Consider the following 16,648-nt stretch of genomic DNA (forward strand, 5'->3'; position numbering starts at 1 on the left):
ATGACATGAGTGATGTCATTAAAGATTTAAGTGAATTACGCTTAAGCTACGAGCAAGGAGAATTGCATGAAGAGCAAGTTGAATCTAGTCCTCATCAGCAGTTTCTTGGTTGGTTTAACCATGCTCTAGCAGCCAATTTGCATGAACCCTATGCAATGTCATTAGCGACAGCAAGTGCGAATGGCAGACCTCATGTTCGAACAGTTTTGTTACGTGGGGCTACAGAAGCTGGGTATGATTTTTATACTAACTACGACAGTCAGAAAGGTATCGATTTGGCAGAAAATCCATATGCCGAATTATTATTTTACTGGCCAAGTCTAGAGCGTCAGGTGCGAGTTGGTGGTCATGTAGTCAAAATTGCTGAGCAAGAGTCTACAGATTACTATCGTAAACGACCACGTGATAGCCAGATTGCAGCGCATATCAGTACTCCGCAAAGTGGTAAGATTGAAAGCCGAGAGCTGTTACAGCAACGTTTTCAAGATTTACAACAGCAAGTTACAAGTCGTGAAGTGCTTGATAAGCCAGAGTTCTGGGGAGGTTATCGTTTGCAGCCAGATTATTATGAATTCTGGCAAGGACGACCAAATCGTTTACATGACCGCTTGAGTTATGAAAAAATCGACGGTCAATGGACGTTGCACCGACTGATGCCTTAAATGACAAAAATACAAATCAAACAAAGACCTTTATTGACACGCCCTGAACAGTTTCAGGGCGTGCCTCCGTTTATTGCCGAAATTTTGGCAAGGCGTGGGGTACAATCTGAACAGGAATTAGAATTAAAGCTTAAGAATTTATTAGCTCCACAGCTCAAGGGATTAGAAACTGCTGTGGCATTAATAGATCAGGCTATTGATGAGCAGAAAAAAATTGTTATTGTTGGTGACTACGATGCCGATGGAGCAACCAGTACAGCTTTAATGGTATTGGTGCTTCGCGATATGGGGGCACAAGTTGTCTATTTGGTTCCAGACCGATTTAAATACGGTTATGGACTTACCCCTGCAATTGCAGAGCTTGCACATCAAACTTATCAACCCGATTTATTAATTACTGTCGATAATGGGATTTCCAGCCATGCTGGTGTTGATGCAGCACACGCGCTGGGCATGCAAGTGGTTATTACAGATCACCATTTAACGACTAAAGAAACACCGCTTGCAGAAGCAGTTGTAAACCCAAATCAGTTAGGTTGTGAGTTCCCAAGTAAGGCGCTTGCAGGTGTTGGAGTTGCATTTTATGTGCTGGCCAATTTAGCAAGTTTACGTAACAAGCAAAACAAAAGTACAAGTAAAGTCACTCAATATCTAGACTTGGTTGCTTTGGGAACGTATGCGGATGTTGCTGTTCTAGATTATAACAACCGTATTTTGGTTGATGCAGGTGTAAAACGTATTCAACAACATCAATGCCGAGTCGGAATATTGGCGTTGCTAGATATTGCTGGCCGTGAGGCTTCATCTTTGCGTGCACAAGATTTAGGTTTTGTTTTAGGTCCGCGTATTAACGCTGCTGGACGCATGGAGAGCATGCGTATAGGCATTGAATGTTTATTAGCTGACACTATGGAATCTGCCTATCCGATCGCGAGACAGTTAAATCAATTAAATATAGAGCGCCGTCAAATCGAAGGGGAGATGAAGCAACAAGCCTTGTCTGCTTTAGATAGCTTGCAGCTCTCGAAGGAAGACGTTCCTCCAGCTCTTATACTCTTCGAAGAAAACTGGCATCAAGGTGTGATTGGAATTGTAGCGGGGCGTTTAAAAGAGCAGTTTCATCGTCCCACTATTGTATTTGCACCTGATGAAGATGGTATTCATATAAAAGGATCTGCACGTTCAATTGATGGGGTTCATATTCGAGATACGATTGAACAGGTTGCTGAACAACATCCAGAATTGGTGAGCCATTTTGGTGGTCATGCAGCAGCAGCAGGTTTAACCATACATAAAGAAAACTTCGAAGCTTTTAAAACTGCATTTACCAATTGCATTGCAGCAATGGAAGAATCTTTGTTTCAAGCAACGCTATGGACGGATGGAGAACTCCCTGCTTCGGCTTTGCAACTAAATACATTAGATTGGATAGAACAGTTGGGGCCTTGGGGACAAAAATTCCCTTTTCCTCAGTTTGAGGGGCATTTTAAAGTTGTTGATTATCGCTGGCTTAAAGAAACGCATTTGAAGCTTAAATTAGCACTCGATCAATACAGTTTTGATGCAATTGCTTTTAATGCAGCAGGCCGTTTTGAATTTGACCCAATGCGGGATTATGTACATTTGGTCTATGAAATAGATCGTAATGCATTTAATGGTAATGTGAATTTACAATTACGCATCGTACATTTAAACCAATAAAAAATCCGCTCAATTGAGCGGATTTTTTTTATGACTTTAGGCTTGATTAGAAGCGGTATGCTGCACGAACACCATAAGTGTTGTCGTTATCACCAAATCCAACACGGCCTTCAACACTTACTTGCTGATTTAAGAATTTTTTAGCATTGATACCAAATTCATCTTTATCAGTTAAGTCGTTGTTGTAGTAATCAGCACCAACACTTAAAGTTTTGTCGATGTAGTAGTCACCACGAACTTTATATTCGTCTAGGTCACCGAACGCACCGAACGCTTCAAGGTTTACGTCATGTTGACCTACTTGAGTTACGTATTTAGCACGAACTGTTGGATCAGCGCCGTCTTTGCCGTCTTTTTCGTCGTAGCCTTTAACACCTAGAGCAAGTAATAAACCTGGAGCTGGTAAATAACCTACTTCAGCTGCATAAGTAGTTACTTTGCTGTCAATATTGGTATTGTCGACTTCACGCTCATTTCGACCTACATCACCACTAAGGTAGAAATCTGAGTTAGGAACGTAATATTCAACACCTACGCCATATTGAGTATCTTTTGTACCGCTATTATCGCCATAGTTGATAAGGGCGTTAACGTTACTTGCACGGCTTAAGAAAGCTGCTTCAGCAAGTGGAGCGTTACGAGTTTGAACAGGATTAAAGTAATAAGTCCCGTCAACACCGAATTTACTTACGCTGCTACCGTTGTCTGGATCAAGATAATTGTAAGAACCACCAACTTCAGCTTGGTAAGCGTTTGCTGTGCCACTCACTGCGAGTGCAGATAAAAGAGCTGATGCAATTGCTAGTTTTTTCATGGAATCTCTCCCCTCTAAAAAGCGATTTTATAAATGTTTTGTTACAACTTTTAGTCTAGACGAAAAAGCTTTGTCGTCAATCTTGCGCAAGTAACCGTACTGTAACCGTGTGATATTTATGTAAAGCAATTTAATTTAAGATATTGATTTTAAAATATAAAAACATAATGTTTTATTTTATTAAAATTGAGGAGATTTTGTGTAGATCATAAAAAATGCTGTAAAAGTACCCAATTTTGTATGAGGATGTTACTAATTAATCTTAAGATAAAATGAAAAATGCCCAAGGAAAACTCCCTTGAGCATACATATTTTTTAATAATAGATACTTATGGCTTAGAAACGGAATGTTCCATTAATACCAAAAGAGTCAGCATCATCAACAGTTGTATAAGTTAAGCCTACTGCTACTTGAGGTGTAAAGAATTTCTGTGCGCGAACACTAAAGATTGTATCTGAATCTTCTGCTGTTGAATCTGCAAAAGATGCTCCAATACTTAAAGTAGGATCAAGATAGAGATCTGCACCTAAACGATAAGTGGTTTCATCACCAATATAGGTTTGTCCTTCAAAATTAGTATAAAAACCTGAAATTTGAGTAACATACTTGGCGCGTAAAGTTACGGCAGTATCATCATCTTCACCAGTTACGGCTACGGCATTTGAAACCGTAGTAGTGAAGCCATATTTAGCGGCTTGTATTGGATCAAAGCTTTCAGATAAATCCGTTACACCAGCAGCCAATAACAAGCCATCGGTTGGTAGGAAACCGACCTCTACAGCATAGCCGTTGCCACTATCATCAACCGAACCAAAATCATTTGCAGAGACTTCGGTTTTTGTGCGGTTAAATGCGCCTGATAAATAGAGTGGGGTATTTGGAATAAAGTATTCACCTGTAATGCCTACAGAACTAAATTCGAGTTTTCCAAAGTCTTCATCATCTTCTAGTTTGCTATATGCATATCCTATTCCAATATTTGAAGATTTATTTAAAAAAGCAGCTTCAGCTAAAGGGAAAGTTTTTGCTTCCACAGGATTAAAATAATATTTACCGTTAATCCCGAAGCTATTATTTTCTCCACCATCCATATCTGTAAATTCGTACATTGTACCAACTTCAGTTTGATAGGCATTTGCGTTGAAAGCACATACAGTTGTGACAAGTGCAAACAAAAATTTTGATTTTTTCATGGATAAAGCTCTAGAGTAATATATGTTATAAAGTTATTAAGATTTAAGTTGTTAATTTTAATGTATTTTTAATGGGTAAATCAATAATATTATATTTATTTTTCATTAATGAGATATTGAAAATCAATATGTTTGAGGGCTTTTGTTTGAGTATGGCAAGCTATGCTAAAATAATTGACTGTTTATCTGCTCTTATGGGAACACTCGCGTGGAAATTAATCCTTATCTAAACCAATTGAAAGACTTAACTGATCGTAGCCAAACACTACGGGGGTATCTTTGACTACGATCTGAAAAAAGAACGTTTAGAAGAAGTTTTACGTGAGTTAGAAGATCCTGCGATCTGGAATGATCAAAGCCGCGCTCAGGCGATGGCGAAAGAAAAGGGCGAACTAGAAAACGTTATTAATGTATTGGATGGCTTATCTACACAGCTTGAAGATGCAAAAGCGATGTTAGATTTGGCTGTAGAAGCTGACGATGAAAGCCTGCTTGAAGATGTTCAGGCAGAACTTGGTGCGGCTGAAGATGAACTGGCTAAACTTGAATTCCGTCGTATGTTTAGCAATCCGATGGACCCGAATCCTTGCTATGTCGAGATTCAATCAGGTTCAGGTGGTACCGAAGCGCAAGATTGGGCGTCTATGCTTTTACGTATGTATATGCGCTGGATTGAACGTCATGGTTTTAAAGCAGAACTTATGGAAGTGTCTGACGGTGACGTAGCTGGTATTAAATCAGCAACGATTCGTGTGGAAGGTGAATATGCCTACGGTTGGTTACGTACAGAGTCAGGTGTACACCGTTTAGTTCGTAAATCACCATTTGACAGTGGCAACCGTCGTCACACTTCATTCTCTGCGGTATTTATTTCACCAGAAGTTGATGACAATATTGAAATTGATATCAATCCTTCTGATGTTCGTACCGATACTTACCGTGCGTCTGGTGCAGGTGGTCAGCATATTAACAAAACCGACTCGGCTGTACGTTTGACTCACATCCCAACAGGTATTGTGGTGGCATGTCAGAACCAGCGTTCGCAACATGCTAACCGTGACCACGCATGGAAACAGTTACGTGCGCGTTTATATGAATTAGAAATGCAAAAACGTAATGAAGCAGCTCAAGCTCTAGAAGACTCGAAGTCTGATATTGGTTGGGGAAGCCAAATTCGTTCATATGTATTAGATGATTCTCGTATTAAAGATTTACGTACCGGTGTTGAAAACTCTAATACAGGTGCTGTTCTTGATGGTGACCTTGATCGTTTTATCGAAGCGAGTTTAAAACAAGGTTTATAAGAGTCTGCTGAACTTTTAGTTTAAATACAGTTCATCTATGAATATGTAGAACTCTTGGATTTTTAGCGATTAAAACGGCAAAGCAGTTCAGTTTTCGAATATTAATCGAAAAAAATGCGATATGAATATCGAAAAAAATAGATATGAATATCGAAAAAATGCGATATTATATTTTCGAAATGCTGAACAAAGCTTTGTTCGTTTAAAAGACGTGTTGAGCCTATGGATATTGATGCAATTAGCAAAGCCCTTTCCAATCCGCTCCGTCGGCAGATTTTGCAATGGTTGAAAGAACCTGCGCATTATTTACCGGTGGAAGAGTGTGGTGGTAGTTTTGAGAAGGGTGTTTGCGCAGGTCATATTGAACGTTTGGGTAAAGTAGCTCAGTCTACGATGTCTAATCATTTGTCTGTGTTACAACAGGCGGGGCTTATTCAGGTCCAAAAATATGGTCAATGGTCTTATTTTTCTCGTAACGAAGCTTTGATTCAGCAATATATCGAACATTTAAAACAAACACTTTAAATTATTAAAAGTGTAAGTCGAGGCGATTATGGCTGAACTCAATACTCCTTTAACGGTTGGTGATTTTGAAATCAAAAATCGATTGGTAATGGCTCCATTAACGCGTGCGCGTAGTGGTGAAAGCCGAGTGCCTAATGATTTAATGGTTGAATACTATCAACAACGTGCAAATGCTGGTCTAATTTTGACTGAAGCAACAGTGATTGGTTCAAAAACTGTGGGTTACGCAGACACCCCAGGGCTATGGTCACAAGAGCAGGCACAAGCTTGGAATAAAATTATTGAGGCAGTTCATGCTCAAGGTTCAAAAATTGTAGCTCAACTTTGGCATGTAGGCCGTATTTCGCATCCTGAACTTTTAGATGGTGATATTCCTGTTGCACCAAGTGCAATTCAACCTGCGGGTGAAGTGAGTTTATTACGTCCTAAACGTCCGTATGTAACACCGCGTGCACTTTCAATTGAAGAGATTCAAGAAGTTATTGCTCAATACAAACATTCAGCAGAACTGGCTAAAGCAGCAGGTTTTGATGGTGTTGAATTACACGCAGCGAACGGTTACTTAATTGACCAGTTCCTTCAAAGTAATACCAACCAACGTGATGACGAATACGGTGGTCCTGTTGAAAACCGTGCACGTTTATTATTAGAAGTCGTTGATGCATTTATTGAGGTGTGGGGTGCTGGCCGAGTAGGTATTCATATTGCACCGCGTGGTGATTCACACGATATGGGTGATGAAAACCCATTAGCAACTTTTGGTTATGTAGTTGAACAACTTAACCAACGTAATGTTGCTTTCATTTTCTCTCGTGAATATGAAGCTGCTGATAGTATTAGCCCTAAACTTCGCGAAAAATTTAATGGTGTATGGATTGCCAATGAGAATCTAACACCAGAGTCAGCAAAACGTATCTTGCGTGAAGGTCAGGCAGATGCTGTATCTTTTGGTAAGGCATATATTGCTAACCCAGATCTTTTACAGCGTTTAGAGCAAGATTTGCCACTAAACGAACTTCAAGCAACGACTTTATATGCGAAAGGTGCTGAAGGTTATACAGACTATCCAACACTAGAAGCTTCATAAGATTCTTTGAAATGATGTTTTGCTGACTTCGTCCATTTCTGAATTCAGTAAATCGCTTTTCTTGTAATGGTAGAGTTTAGGTATCGAAACTCTGCCATTTTTTCTATCTATGTTATATTTTCCCCAGTTTTAAACTTTGACTATTTGAGGCAAACCGCTTGGCGACCCCTTTTTGGTACAACACCGCACTCCATTTATTAAAACCTTTTTACCAATGGCGGATAAAAAGACGTGCAGAAAGCCAGGAATTATATAATCAGGAATGTCTTGAAAGATTTGGGCCGTTTGAGTCTCCGAAAAATGTAAGAGCAATTTGGTTCCACGCTGTTTCGGTTGGAGAAACCAATGCTGCGCAGCCTTTAATCGAGCATTATCTTAAACTCGGTCAACCTGTATTAGTTACGAATACAACAAAGACGGGGCAGGCGCGTGCCAAATCATTATTTTTAAAAGCACCTTATTTAGATTTATTTCAAGCTGTTTATTTGCCTGTTGATCAAAAGCATCTTTTAAAACAATTTTTTGAGTTGTATCAGCCAAAACTTTTAGCATTGGTTGAGACTGAGCTTTGGCCAAATTTAATTGATCAAGCCAAGCTAGAACAGGTTCCTTGTTTATTATTAAATGCGCGATTATCAGAAAAATCAGCAAAAGGTTATAGCCGCGTTTCAGGGCTAACTGCAGGAATGCTGAAACAAATTGACTGGGTGCTGGCACAAGATAATGCGACTCGACAACGTTATGTAGAACTTGGTTTAGATCAACAAAAAAGTCAGGTGGTTGGAAATATTAAATTTGATATTCACGCACCAGAAGCTTTTATAAATCAGGCTGAGCAATTACAACAACAATGGTATTTGGGACAGCGTAAAGTCCTAACAATTGCCAGTACACATGCGCCAGAAGAACAACAAATTTTGCAGGCACTTGCACCTTATCTAAAGTCAGATCCAGATTTAGTTTGTATTGTCGTGCCTCGACATCCTGAACGTTTTGATGAAGTATTTGAAATTTGCCAAAACTTAGATCTAGTCACTCATCGTAGAAGTATGAATCATAGTATTCACGCCAGTACACAGGTTTATCTGGCAGATAGTATGGGTGAACTTTGGCTATGGTATGCCTTAAGTCAGGTGTGTTTTGTGGGTGGATCACTTAATGAACCGGGCGGTGGGCATAATATTTTGGAGCCTATGGTTTTAAATGTACCGACCGTAATTGGACCTCGTTACTTTAATTTCCAAACCATCGTTGATGAATTTATTGATGAAAATGGGGTGCTCATTGCTCAAGACGCTGAGCAAGTTGTTGCAATCTGGATGGCATGTTTAGCCGAGCCTGAAGAAGCAAAGCAGGTGGTAGAGCAGGCGCATAAAGTTTTGCAGCGTAACCAAGGTTCATTACAAAAGCATATTGGTGTAATTAACCGGTATTTGGCCGAAAAACCATGAATATCGTTTTACTAGAACCTGATGATGTTCAGTCAGATTTATGGTTAATCCGTTCAAAACGCCAATTGCAGCATTTACGTGAACATCTTGATATTACGGTGGGCCAAAATCTAAAAGTTGGTGTTCGTAATGGTGCACGCTATACCACTGAAATTGTTTCGATGAATGAGCAAGAAGTTTGTATACGGCCTATCACTGAAGAAGTTGTACCTGCAAAACTTCCAGTACATTTAATCGTAGCGTTACCAAGGCCCAAAGTTTTACGCCGTTTAATTGTGGATAGTGTGACTCTAGGTGTTGAAAGAATTAGTTTGATTCATAGTTATCGGGTAGATAAAAGCTATTGGCAAACTCCATTTTTGCAACAACTTGATAACTATGTGACTTTAGGTCTCGAGCAAGCAGGCGACACCATTGCTCCTGAAATTCAATTATATAAACGCTTTAAACCTTTTGTTGAAGATGTTCTACCAAACTTAATTTCAAAGGAAAGTCCCGCCTATGTGGCTCATCCGTATGCCGAGCAGAGCATGCCAGTTAATATTCCGCATGCGTGCAGTGTAGTCGTTGGACCCGAAGGTGGTTTCATTCCCTATGAAATTGATTTGCTCACAAAAAATGGCTGCCAAGCTGTGAGCTTAGGCAACCGTATTTTAAGAACTGAAACGTCTATTTCTTATATTTTAGGTCGTCTCTTTAGTTGATGCTTCTGGGTTTAAAAGTGGCTGATTTGAAGCCATTTTTAATTCCTGAATTGGGTAAGGAATATTAATTCCGTTCTCATTAAAAGCTTGTTTGACTTGAGCTTGGATTGTGCTTGTAGATGAGGACATATCAGTTTCAGTAGTATCAACCCACCAACGTACAGTCAGGTTAACCGAGAAATCTGCTAAAGCTGTAACGTTAACCGAGAAAGCTGGTTGACTGAGTACATTTCGGTCATTATTAAGAATATCTAAAATAATCTGTTTAGCTTTTTGTTCATCGTCGTCATATCCAATGCCGACTACAAACTCACAACGTCGCTGCTGATAAGCCGTATTTACAGTTAAAGCGCTCGTATAAACTGTGGCATTTGGAATAACAATACGACGGCCATCTGGTGAACGTAAGAATGTTGCACGAATTTGGATATCTTCAACAGTTCCTTCAAGTGAATTGACCACGATTGAATCGCCAATACGGAACGGTTCGCTCAATAAAATCAAAATACCTGAAAGTAAGTTTTGGAAGATATCTTTAAATGCGAAACCAATTGCGACCGAACCGATCCCTAACGCGCTCATAAGTTGTCCTGGGGTAAAACCCGGGATCATGATGACAAGTGCAATTAAGAATCCAAAAAATAAAATTGTCGTACTTCCTACACGGTTTAGAACCAACACTAGGTTTTGGCGCGTATAAGAACGATTTTCTAAGGTTTTACGAACAAAGAACTTAAATAATTTGGTGAGTAGCCAAAAAATAATAAAAACGATAATCGCAATACAAATATAAGGCACACGTTCCCAGAAGCTATCCACGATTTTATCAATAGTGGTATAGGCATCATGATACTTTTCGGTATGGGCTAAAACCGTTTGAGTGGTTTTAGTACCTGCTTCTTGCAAAAGTTCGCCTGTATTTTTTGCAACATCCGTTAAGGATTTTTGTTCATCAGCCACGACAAGTCTCTATTTTAAAAAATTATGAAAGCGATGATCGGCTTTCATCATAGTAGGAGATAAAATGTGCGCCTACTATAATGAGTTCATCTGAATAATAAAGTGTTTTTTAATTAAAAGTATTCCGTTCCTTTTTGTAAGATTTGTGACGGGGTTTGAATAGTATCGGTACCAGAGAAGTAGTAAAAAAAGCCTGCGGTAGAAATAAGGCTAATTAAAATGGCCAATAAAATAAACCAAGCCATTAACTTTTCTATGAACGTTGATGGTCGAGAAGGACCATATTGATTTGGACCTGCCGTACCTGAGGCAAGCAGTAAATAAATCATAAAAAAGAACTGAACAACTGGAATGAATAGTAGTAATCCCATCCAACCACTTTTATTTAGATCATGCAAACGTCGCACGACGAGAACAACATTTAAATAAATCAGGAATAGCCAAAAAGCCCATACCACCAAAGCACTGAGGCCAGAAAGAGAGCTATAAAACTCAAAATTAAATAAATTACTTGAAAGCTGAAAACTTCCAAGAAAGGAGGCCAGAATAAAATAACCCACGATTGTGACTAAATAAATCAGTCCATATCCACCTAAATAACTCATACGGTTAAAGCGCCCATGAATTGAAAAAGGGCTATCTTTTAAAGGCAGCTGTGGTGGGCGTGAGGAAGTTGTTTGGGCAAACATATTATTTTATTCCTAGGTTGCATATGAGAGACAAAATAATCTTTGTTGATGGTCAAAACCATCAAATATTGAAAAAATTATAAAAGTAAAAGCTATAGACAAATGTTTTAAATCAACTTAATTTTATAAAAATGTTCATAATTTCGTATGCTTGAGTAAGTGGTTAATATATGACCAAAGTCGCATTGTCTAGACTTTGAAAGAGTCATCATACTGAAAAGGCATACAAATAAGATCCAGTAAAATAATAGCCACAGTCTCGAGATGGGATGCACAAGATCAAGGAAGTTGCGTATGAATGAGATCTATCCAGTACCAGAGGAATTTAAAAAAACAGCTCGTACTGTTGAAGCAGACTACTTTAAACGTTATCAACACTCTATCGAGAACCCAGATGAATTCTGGGCAGAGCAAGCTAAAATTGTCGATTGGATAAAGCCATTTACCCAAGTTAAAAATACTAGTTTTGACAAAGACAATTTCAAGATTGAATGGTTTGCTGATGGTGAGTTGAACGTGTCGGCAAACTGCCTAGACAGGCATCTTAAAGAACATCCACACAAACCTGCAATTATTTGGGAAGGTGACCATCCTTCTCGTCATAAAATCGTTTCTTATAAAGAGTTACACGATGAAGTTTGCCGCTTTGCCAACGTTTTAAAGAAATATGGCATTGGTAAAGGTGACCGCGTTGTGCTGTATATGCCAATGGTGACAGAAGCTGCAATTGCCATGTTAGCTTGTGCCCGTATTGGTGCTGTTCACTGTGTGGTATTTGGTGGGTTCTCGCCAGATTCTTTAGCAAGTCGTATTGAAGATAGCCAAGCTAAACTGGTGATTACCGCAGACTCAAGTCTACGTGCCGGAAAACTATTACCACTCAAAGAAAATGTTGATTTGGCTTTAGCGTTGCCGGGTACTGAGTGTGTTGAAAACGTGATTGTGGTTTACCGCAATGCGAACCCGATTGAAATGAAGCCGGGCCGTGATTTGTGGTATCACCTCATTATTATGGAAGTGGATGCAAACTGTCCTCCAGAGCCGATGAAGGCAGAAGATCCATTATTTATTCTTTATACATCAGGCTCGACAGGTAAACCGAAAGGTGTTTTACATACCACAGGCGGTTACTTAGTCTATGTGACAAGTACCTTTAAAGAGGTATTTGATTTAAAACAAGATGATGTGTATTGGTGTACAGCCGATATTGGTTGGATTACAGGGCATAGTTATCTAATTTATGGACCCCTAGCAAATGGTACTACGACCTTAATGTTTGAAGGCGTGCCTCAATACCCAACATGGGCACGTCTTGGTCATGTGGTCGATAAACATAAAGTTTCTATTTTATATACAGCGCCAACTGCAATTCGCGCCATGATGCGAGAAGGTGATTCGTTTGTACGTGAAAGTAACCGTAGCAGCTTGCGTTTACTTGGCTCGGTCGGTGAACCTATTAACCCTGAAGCTTGGAATTGGTACTACAACGTTGTTGGTGAAGGCCGCTGCCCGATTGTTGATACATGGTGGCAAACCGAAACAGGCGGTATTTTGATTGCTCCATTGCCGGGGGCAACAGCCTTAAAACCGGGTTCAGCAACACGTCCGTTATTTGGCGTCCAACCTGCCATTGTAGATGGTGAGGGTAATGAGCTAGAAGGTGCGGTTGAAGGTAACCTTGTGATTAAAGATTCATGGCCAGGCCAGATGCGTACTATTTGGGGGGATCCGGACCGCTTTATTGAAGCTTACTTCTCGACCTTTAAAAATACTTATTTTACGGGTGATGGTGCTCGCCGTGATGAAGATGGGTATTACTGGATCACAGGTCGTGTTGACGATGTCTTGAACGTTTCAGGCCACCGTCTGGGCACTGCTGAAATTGAAAGTGCTCTTGTTTCGCATGAATCAGTCGCAGAAGCAGCAGTGGTGGGCATGCCACATGAGATTAAAGGACAAGGTATTTGTACTTTCGTGACCTTACAAGCAGGTGTCCCAGAGTCGGAAGAGCTGCGTAAAGAGTTAATCAACTGGGTACGTAAAGTGCTTGGACCTGTGGCTTCACCTGATGCACTACATTGGGCACCAGCATTACCGAAAACCCGTTCGGGTAAAATCATGCGCCGTATTTTAAGAAAAATTGCAGCGAATGAATTAGATAGTTTAGGTGATACCTCAACCTTGGCTGAGCCTGCTGTGGTAGATCAGTTAATTGCAACGGTTTATCCTGATAAGCAAAACTAATTTAAAAAAAGCCCCAATGGGGCTTTTTTATTGAGCCTTATTTAAGATTTCGCTAGAAAATCGGCAGTATTTTCTACATTTGCAAACGTACTCAGCGCAGTTAAAAAAGCAGTTTGTACGTCTTCAGCTTTTACAGTTTTTCCATCATGGCTTAAATCGCGAGTTGCGGTTGCATCTGCAATTAAGATGGGTTGGTAGCCAAGTTCTTTGGCTGCACGTGTACCTGAATCAATACACATATGCGTCATCATGCCTGTAATCACGAGTTGCTCAATTTGATGTGCTTTTAAAAGCTCATCTAAATTGGTTTCTAAAAAACTATTTGGATAATGTTTTGTCACGATTAATGAATCACTGCCAGCACTGAGTTCAGGATGAAGTAAAACCCCATCTGTATTTTCTTGAAAGAAACTCGCTTGTGGTGGGTTAATATGTTGTACATAAATAATCGGTAAATTTTTCTCGTTAAAATATTGTTCAAGCTGCTTTATTTTTTCTAGTGCTTGATCTGGCCCAACCAATTCCATTTTGCCATTTTTAAAATAATCATTTTGAACATCGATAACTAATAGTGCTTGTTTCATGAGATTACTCTTGTTGATATGAGATAAAACAAGATTATTCTCTGCTTGAAAAATCGGCTATAGTCGGATGAAAGCATTACCGCCAGTTTTCTTTCGCCATGAAAAATGAATATTGAATTAGACCCGATCGATCTAAAAATTATTGCATTGCTTAAACAAGATTCCCGCCTGACAAATAAAGAAATTGGGCAGCGTGTCCATCGGACAGGGCAGGCGGTGGGCGCTCGAATTGCTCAGTTAATGGATGCTGGTGTTATCAAAAACTACACGATTGCCGTGCAATATTCGCATAAACAATTTATTCATTTGCATTTAAATGAACAACGCGCATTTGAAGAAATTGAAAATCTGGTTAAGCAATATGAACAAATCGATGAATGCTTTAAAGTCATGGGCAATGCTTGCTATATGATTGTCAGCCATTTTGAACCCGCTGCCTTAAATGAATTTATCGAAAAACTTTCAAAATGGTGCCGTTACTCAGTTGAAACTGTGATTCGAGAAGTCGAAAAATCTTAAAAAATAAAGGCTCCAAGCCGAGTCTTGGAGCCAATAAATTCTTTATTTTTAATTTATTGTTTTTATTATCTTGCGCTGTTTTAACTGGGGTTTTTTAGGCTGATTTAGCTTGGATTTCTACCTCCTTTTCCTGTTGAAGTTCTAACTGACGAACGAGCGGCAGAACTTTTTCTCCGAAATATTCCACCTCTTCAATAAAGTGTAAAAATCCGGAAAGAATCAAATCAACACCTACATTTTTGAGTGCCACAATACGCTCTGCAATTTGCTGCGGCGTACCAATTAAATTGGTTTTAAAGCCATCGTTGTATTGCACTAAGTCTTCAAAAGTTGATTTTGCCCAGTTACCTTGTTGCTCTGGTGAAGCAGCACCTGCTTCACGTGTAGCATCTCCAAACGCATTTACCGCTTCAGTGTTGGCTTTATCAATAATTTCTTGAAGTACCGCTTTTGCTTCTTCTTCGGTATCTCGGGCAATAATGAAAGCATTTACCCCAATTTTGACATGATGGTTATTGGCTTTTGCTTTAGTACGAATATCTTCGACTTGTTTTTGAATTTCTTCCACAGTATTGCCGTTGGTGAAATACCAGTCAGACACGCGAGAAGCCATGTCACGTGCAGCACGTGAGCTACCGCCTTGAAAAACTTCGATATAAGGCTTTTGCAGAGGTTTTGGTTTAAGCGTGTAGTTTTGGAACTGGTAGTATTTACCATCGAAACTATAGTTATCGGTGGTCCAGATTCCTTTTAGAGTGCGAATAAACTCTTCGGAGCGAACATAACGTTCATCATGCTCAGGCCACTCTTCACCAATGGCATCAAACTCACCTCTGAACCAGCCACTCACTACGTTAATCGCAATACGGCCTTGAGTTAAATAATCAATCGTTGCAAGTTGTTTAGCGGCAAGTGCCGGTTTCCAAGGGCCGGGCAGAATAGCCGCAATGACTTTAAGTTTCTCAGTTTTTGCTAGTAATGCATGACTGAAACTTACCGATTCATGTTGGTTTTCTGCCCCGTACCCAGCCGTAAAACGAATTTGGGTGAGCGCATATTCAAAACCATTGTTTTCGGCAGCCTGTGCAAGTCGAACATTGTAGTCATAACTCCAGTCTGTACGCTGTTCGATGTTACTCACTACAAGGCCACCGCTTACGTTTGGTACCCAATAAGCAAATTTAATTGGTTGTTGTAATTGCGTCATGGTTCGCTCTCCCCATTCGTTCTTTTTATTTAGCTCTATTGCACTTAGGCAACATGCGTTAATGATTTGCCAGACTTGTGATGCAAACGAGATTCTGCCGCATCAAGGTCTGGTACAGCCGCTGAAGGTAATACTTCTTCTTGCTCAATTTGCTTGTTAATACCAAGCTCTTGATTTGCTTGCTGTGATTTAGATTTAACCACTTCAGCACGTTTACCTTTCGCTGGCGCCCATTCTAAAATTGGTAATGCGCGTGCCACTGCTAACGTAATACGATCTGATAATTGCTCGCTTTTCACCGTATATTCAGGAGTAAAGTCACGATCGGTCGCATATACGCCAATTGGTAAAGTTTGTGCTTGGAAGAAACTGAATAATGGACGTAGTTGATGTTCAAGTACGAGTGCATGACGATCACTACCGCCCGATGCGGCTAAAAGTACTGGTACATCGACCAACGCAGTTTGTTCAACAAAATCGAAGAAATGTTTGAAAAGACCTGTAAAAGAAGCACGGTAAACGGGTGTACCTACAATTAAAGCATCTGCTGCTTCAACTGCTGCAAGGTCATCTTGTACGCGTTGTGGAAGTTGGTTGCGATAAAATGCGCCGCCTAATAAAGGCCCGATTTCGCTTAATTTAATAAAGTGAACTTTAATATCGATTGCTTCTGATAATTCATCAAGAATGGCTTGAACCAGACTTTCCGTTTTAGATGGGGTATTTAAGCCACCAGAAACAGCAACGATATTTAAAGGTTTTGGTGATGTGATACCAGTCATAATTTGGTTCCTAAGCCTAAAACAAGAGATTGGACTTATTAATCAACAACGACGGTAAACTGTAAAATAACGAAATTGGTCAACCTTATCAGTTTTAAATATAAAAGATAAATAGTGGATTTTTATACTTTGTTTTTTTATTAAGTTGCTGTTTTTATTTTATATAATTATAGGTGATATATTTTTTATAATAAAAAGGAAGCTTATATAAAAAACAGATT

Annotated in this window: 16 protein-coding genes; 9 read left to right on the top strand and 7 right to left on the bottom strand. The window is 39.6% G+C overall.

Going from position 1 to position 16,648, the window contains the following annotated elements; all coding sequences use genetic code 11:
• The first annotated feature begins 5 nt into the window (after positions 1-5).
• Positions 6-662, top strand: a complete 657-nt coding sequence (pdxH, locus tag AAC388_RS00810) for a pyridoxamine 5'-phosphate oxidase (protein WP_342371072.1) — start codon at positions 6-8, stop codon at positions 660-662.
• On the top strand, positions 663-2,363 hold the full coding sequence (gene recJ, locus AAC388_RS00815) for a single-stranded-DNA-specific exonuclease RecJ (RefSeq protein WP_342371073.1): 1,701 nt from the start codon (positions 663-665) through the stop codon (positions 2,361-2,363). It abuts the gene before it with no gap.
• Between the two features lie 46 nt (positions 2,364-2,409).
• Here the strand turns inward: recJ and AAC388_RS00820 are convergent, their stop codons facing one another.
• Both AAC388_RS00820 and AAC388_RS00825 read right to left on the bottom strand, forming a co-directional pair.
• Positions 2,410-3,177, bottom strand: coding sequence for a putative porin (locus tag AAC388_RS00820; RefSeq protein ID WP_039764771.1), 768 nt, complete (start codon positions 3,175-3,177; stop codon positions 2,410-2,412).
• Between the two features lie 336 nt (positions 3,178-3,513).
• The gene (locus tag AAC388_RS00825) at positions 3,514-4,371 is read right to left on the bottom strand and encodes a putative porin (RefSeq protein ID WP_068614271.1); all 858 of its coding nucleotides are present in this window, start codon (positions 4,369-4,371) and stop codon (positions 3,514-3,516) included.
• Positions 4,372-4,579: 208 nt separating this feature from the next.
• On the opposite strand from AAC388_RS00825, the gene prfB reads away from it, so the two are divergent.
• The 5 genes from prfB (at position 4,580) to AAC388_RS00850 (ending at position 9,442) form a co-directional block, all read left to right on the top strand.
• Positions 4,580-5,675, top strand: a protein-coding gene (gene prfB / locus AAC388_RS00830) for a peptide chain release factor 2 (RefSeq protein WP_125514720.1) whose coding sequence is annotated in 2 segments (ribosomal slippage) — positions 4,580-4,651 and positions 4,653-5,675 — 1,095 coding nt in all. Because the reading frame shifts where the segments join, the coding sequence is not laid out codon by codon here.
• A gap of 222 nt (positions 5,676-5,897) precedes the next feature.
• Positions 5,898-6,200, top strand: a complete 303-nt coding sequence (locus AAC388_RS00835; protein ID WP_002121891.1) for a helix-turn-helix transcriptional regulator — start codon at positions 5,898-5,900, stop codon at positions 6,198-6,200.
• Between the two features lie 28 nt (positions 6,201-6,228).
• Entirely contained in the window at positions 6,229-7,287 is a 1,059-nt protein-coding gene (locus AAC388_RS00840; protein ID WP_342371074.1) for an alkene reductase, read from the top strand.
• A 158-nt stretch (positions 7,288-7,445) separates the two neighbouring features.
• Positions 7,446-8,738, top strand: a complete 1,293-nt coding sequence (locus AAC388_RS00845; RefSeq protein WP_141314690.1) for a 3-deoxy-D-manno-octulosonic acid transferase — start codon at positions 7,446-7,448, stop codon at positions 8,736-8,738.
• Entirely contained in the window at positions 8,735-9,442 is a 708-nt protein-coding gene (locus AAC388_RS00850; RefSeq protein ID WP_141314692.1) for a 16S rRNA (uracil(1498)-N(3))-methyltransferase, read from the top strand. Before AAC388_RS00845 ends, AAC388_RS00850 begins: the two co-directional genes overlap by 4 nt.
• Here AAC388_RS00850 and AAC388_RS00855 read toward each other — a convergent pair.
• On the bottom strand, positions 9,422-10,402 hold the full coding sequence (locus tag AAC388_RS00855; RefSeq protein WP_002121934.1) for a mechanosensitive ion channel family protein: 981 nt from the start codon (positions 10,400-10,402) through the stop codon (positions 9,422-9,424). The two genes, AAC388_RS00850 and AAC388_RS00855, sit on opposite strands and share 21 nt — an antisense overlap.
• Positions 10,403-10,515: 113 nt before the next feature.
• Entirely contained in the window at positions 10,516-11,091 is a 576-nt protein-coding gene (locus AAC388_RS00860; protein WP_032057084.1) for a DUF805 domain-containing protein, read from the bottom strand.
• A 294-nt stretch (positions 11,092-11,385) separates the two neighbouring features.
• Between AAC388_RS00860 and acs the strand changes: the two genes are divergently transcribed.
• Positions 11,386-13,335: an acetate--CoA ligase gene (acs, locus tag AAC388_RS00865; RefSeq protein ID WP_227062532.1), complete on the top strand. Its 1,950-nt coding sequence runs from the start codon at positions 11,386-11,388 to the stop codon at positions 13,333-13,335.
• A 41-nt stretch (positions 13,336-13,376) separates the two neighbouring features.
• Here the strand turns inward: acs and AAC388_RS00870 are convergent, their stop codons facing one another.
• The gene (locus tag AAC388_RS00870; RefSeq protein ID WP_336030545.1) at positions 13,377-13,919 is read right to left on the bottom strand and encodes a cysteine hydrolase family protein; all 543 of its coding nucleotides are present in this window, start codon (positions 13,917-13,919) and stop codon (positions 13,377-13,379) included.
• Between the two features lie 105 nt (positions 13,920-14,024).
• On the opposite strand from AAC388_RS00870, the gene AAC388_RS00875 reads away from it, so the two are divergent.
• Positions 14,025-14,438, top strand: a complete 414-nt coding sequence (locus AAC388_RS00875; RefSeq protein ID WP_005066843.1) for a winged helix-turn-helix transcriptional regulator — start codon at positions 14,025-14,027, stop codon at positions 14,436-14,438.
• 94 nt (positions 14,439-14,532) lie between these two features.
• Here AAC388_RS00875 and sfnG read toward each other — a convergent pair whose 3' ends face one another.
• Complete coding sequence (gene sfnG, locus AAC388_RS00880; protein WP_046811789.1) at positions 14,533-15,645, bottom strand: dimethylsulfone monooxygenase SfnG; 1,113 nt, start codon at positions 15,643-15,645, stop codon at positions 14,533-14,535.
• 44 nt (positions 15,646-15,689) lie between these two features.
• Positions 15,690-16,427, bottom strand: a complete 738-nt coding sequence (msuE, locus tag AAC388_RS00885) for an FMN reductase (RefSeq protein ID WP_005066848.1) — start codon at positions 16,425-16,427, stop codon at positions 15,690-15,692.
• Between the last annotated feature and the right edge of the window lie 221 nt (positions 16,428-16,648).

The organism is Acinetobacter sp. D009, assembly GCF_038562025.1.
Taxonomy (GTDB): domain Bacteria; phylum Pseudomonadota; class Gammaproteobacteria; order Pseudomonadales; family Moraxellaceae; genus Acinetobacter; species Acinetobacter pittii.

Coding starts and splice junctions, on each gene's coding strand:
- pdxH (WP_342371072.1), top strand. CDS start 6: ATGAGTGATGTCATTAAAGATTTAAGTGAATTACGCTTAAGCTACGAG.
- recJ (WP_342371073.1), top strand. CDS start 663: ATGACAAAAATACAAATCAAACAAAGACCTTTATTGACACGCCCTGAA.
- AAC388_RS00820 (WP_039764771.1), bottom strand. CDS start 3,177: ATGAAAAAACTAGCAATTGCATCAGCTCTTTTATCTGCACTCGCAGTG.
- AAC388_RS00825 (WP_068614271.1), bottom strand. CDS start 4,371: ATGAAAAAATCAAAATTTTTGTTTGCACTTGTCACAACTGTATGTGCT.
- AAC388_RS00835 (WP_002121891.1), top strand. CDS start 5,898: ATGGATATTGATGCAATTAGCAAAGCCCTTTCCAATCCGCTCCGTCGG.
- AAC388_RS00840 (WP_342371074.1), top strand. CDS start 6,229: ATGGCTGAACTCAATACTCCTTTAACGGTTGGTGATTTTGAAATCAAA.
- AAC388_RS00850 (WP_141314692.1), top strand. CDS start 8,735: ATGAATATCGTTTTACTAGAACCTGATGATGTTCAGTCAGATTTATGG.
- AAC388_RS00860 (WP_032057084.1), bottom strand. CDS start 11,091: ATGTTTGCCCAAACAACTTCCTCACGCCCACCACAGCTGCCTTTAAAA.
- acs (WP_227062532.1), top strand. CDS start 11,386: ATGAATGAGATCTATCCAGTACCAGAGGAATTTAAAAAAACAGCTCGT.
- AAC388_RS00870 (WP_336030545.1), bottom strand. CDS start 13,919: ATGAAACAAGCACTATTAGTTATCGATGTTCAAAATGATTATTTTAAA.
- AAC388_RS00875 (WP_005066843.1), top strand. CDS start 14,025: ATGAATATTGAATTAGACCCGATCGATCTAAAAATTATTGCATTGCTT.
- sfnG (WP_046811789.1), bottom strand. CDS start 15,645: ATGACGCAATTACAACAACCAATTAAATTTGCTTATTGGGTACCAAAC.
- msuE (WP_005066848.1), bottom strand. CDS start 16,427: ATGACTGGTATCACATCACCAAAACCTTTAAATATCGTTGCTGTTTCT.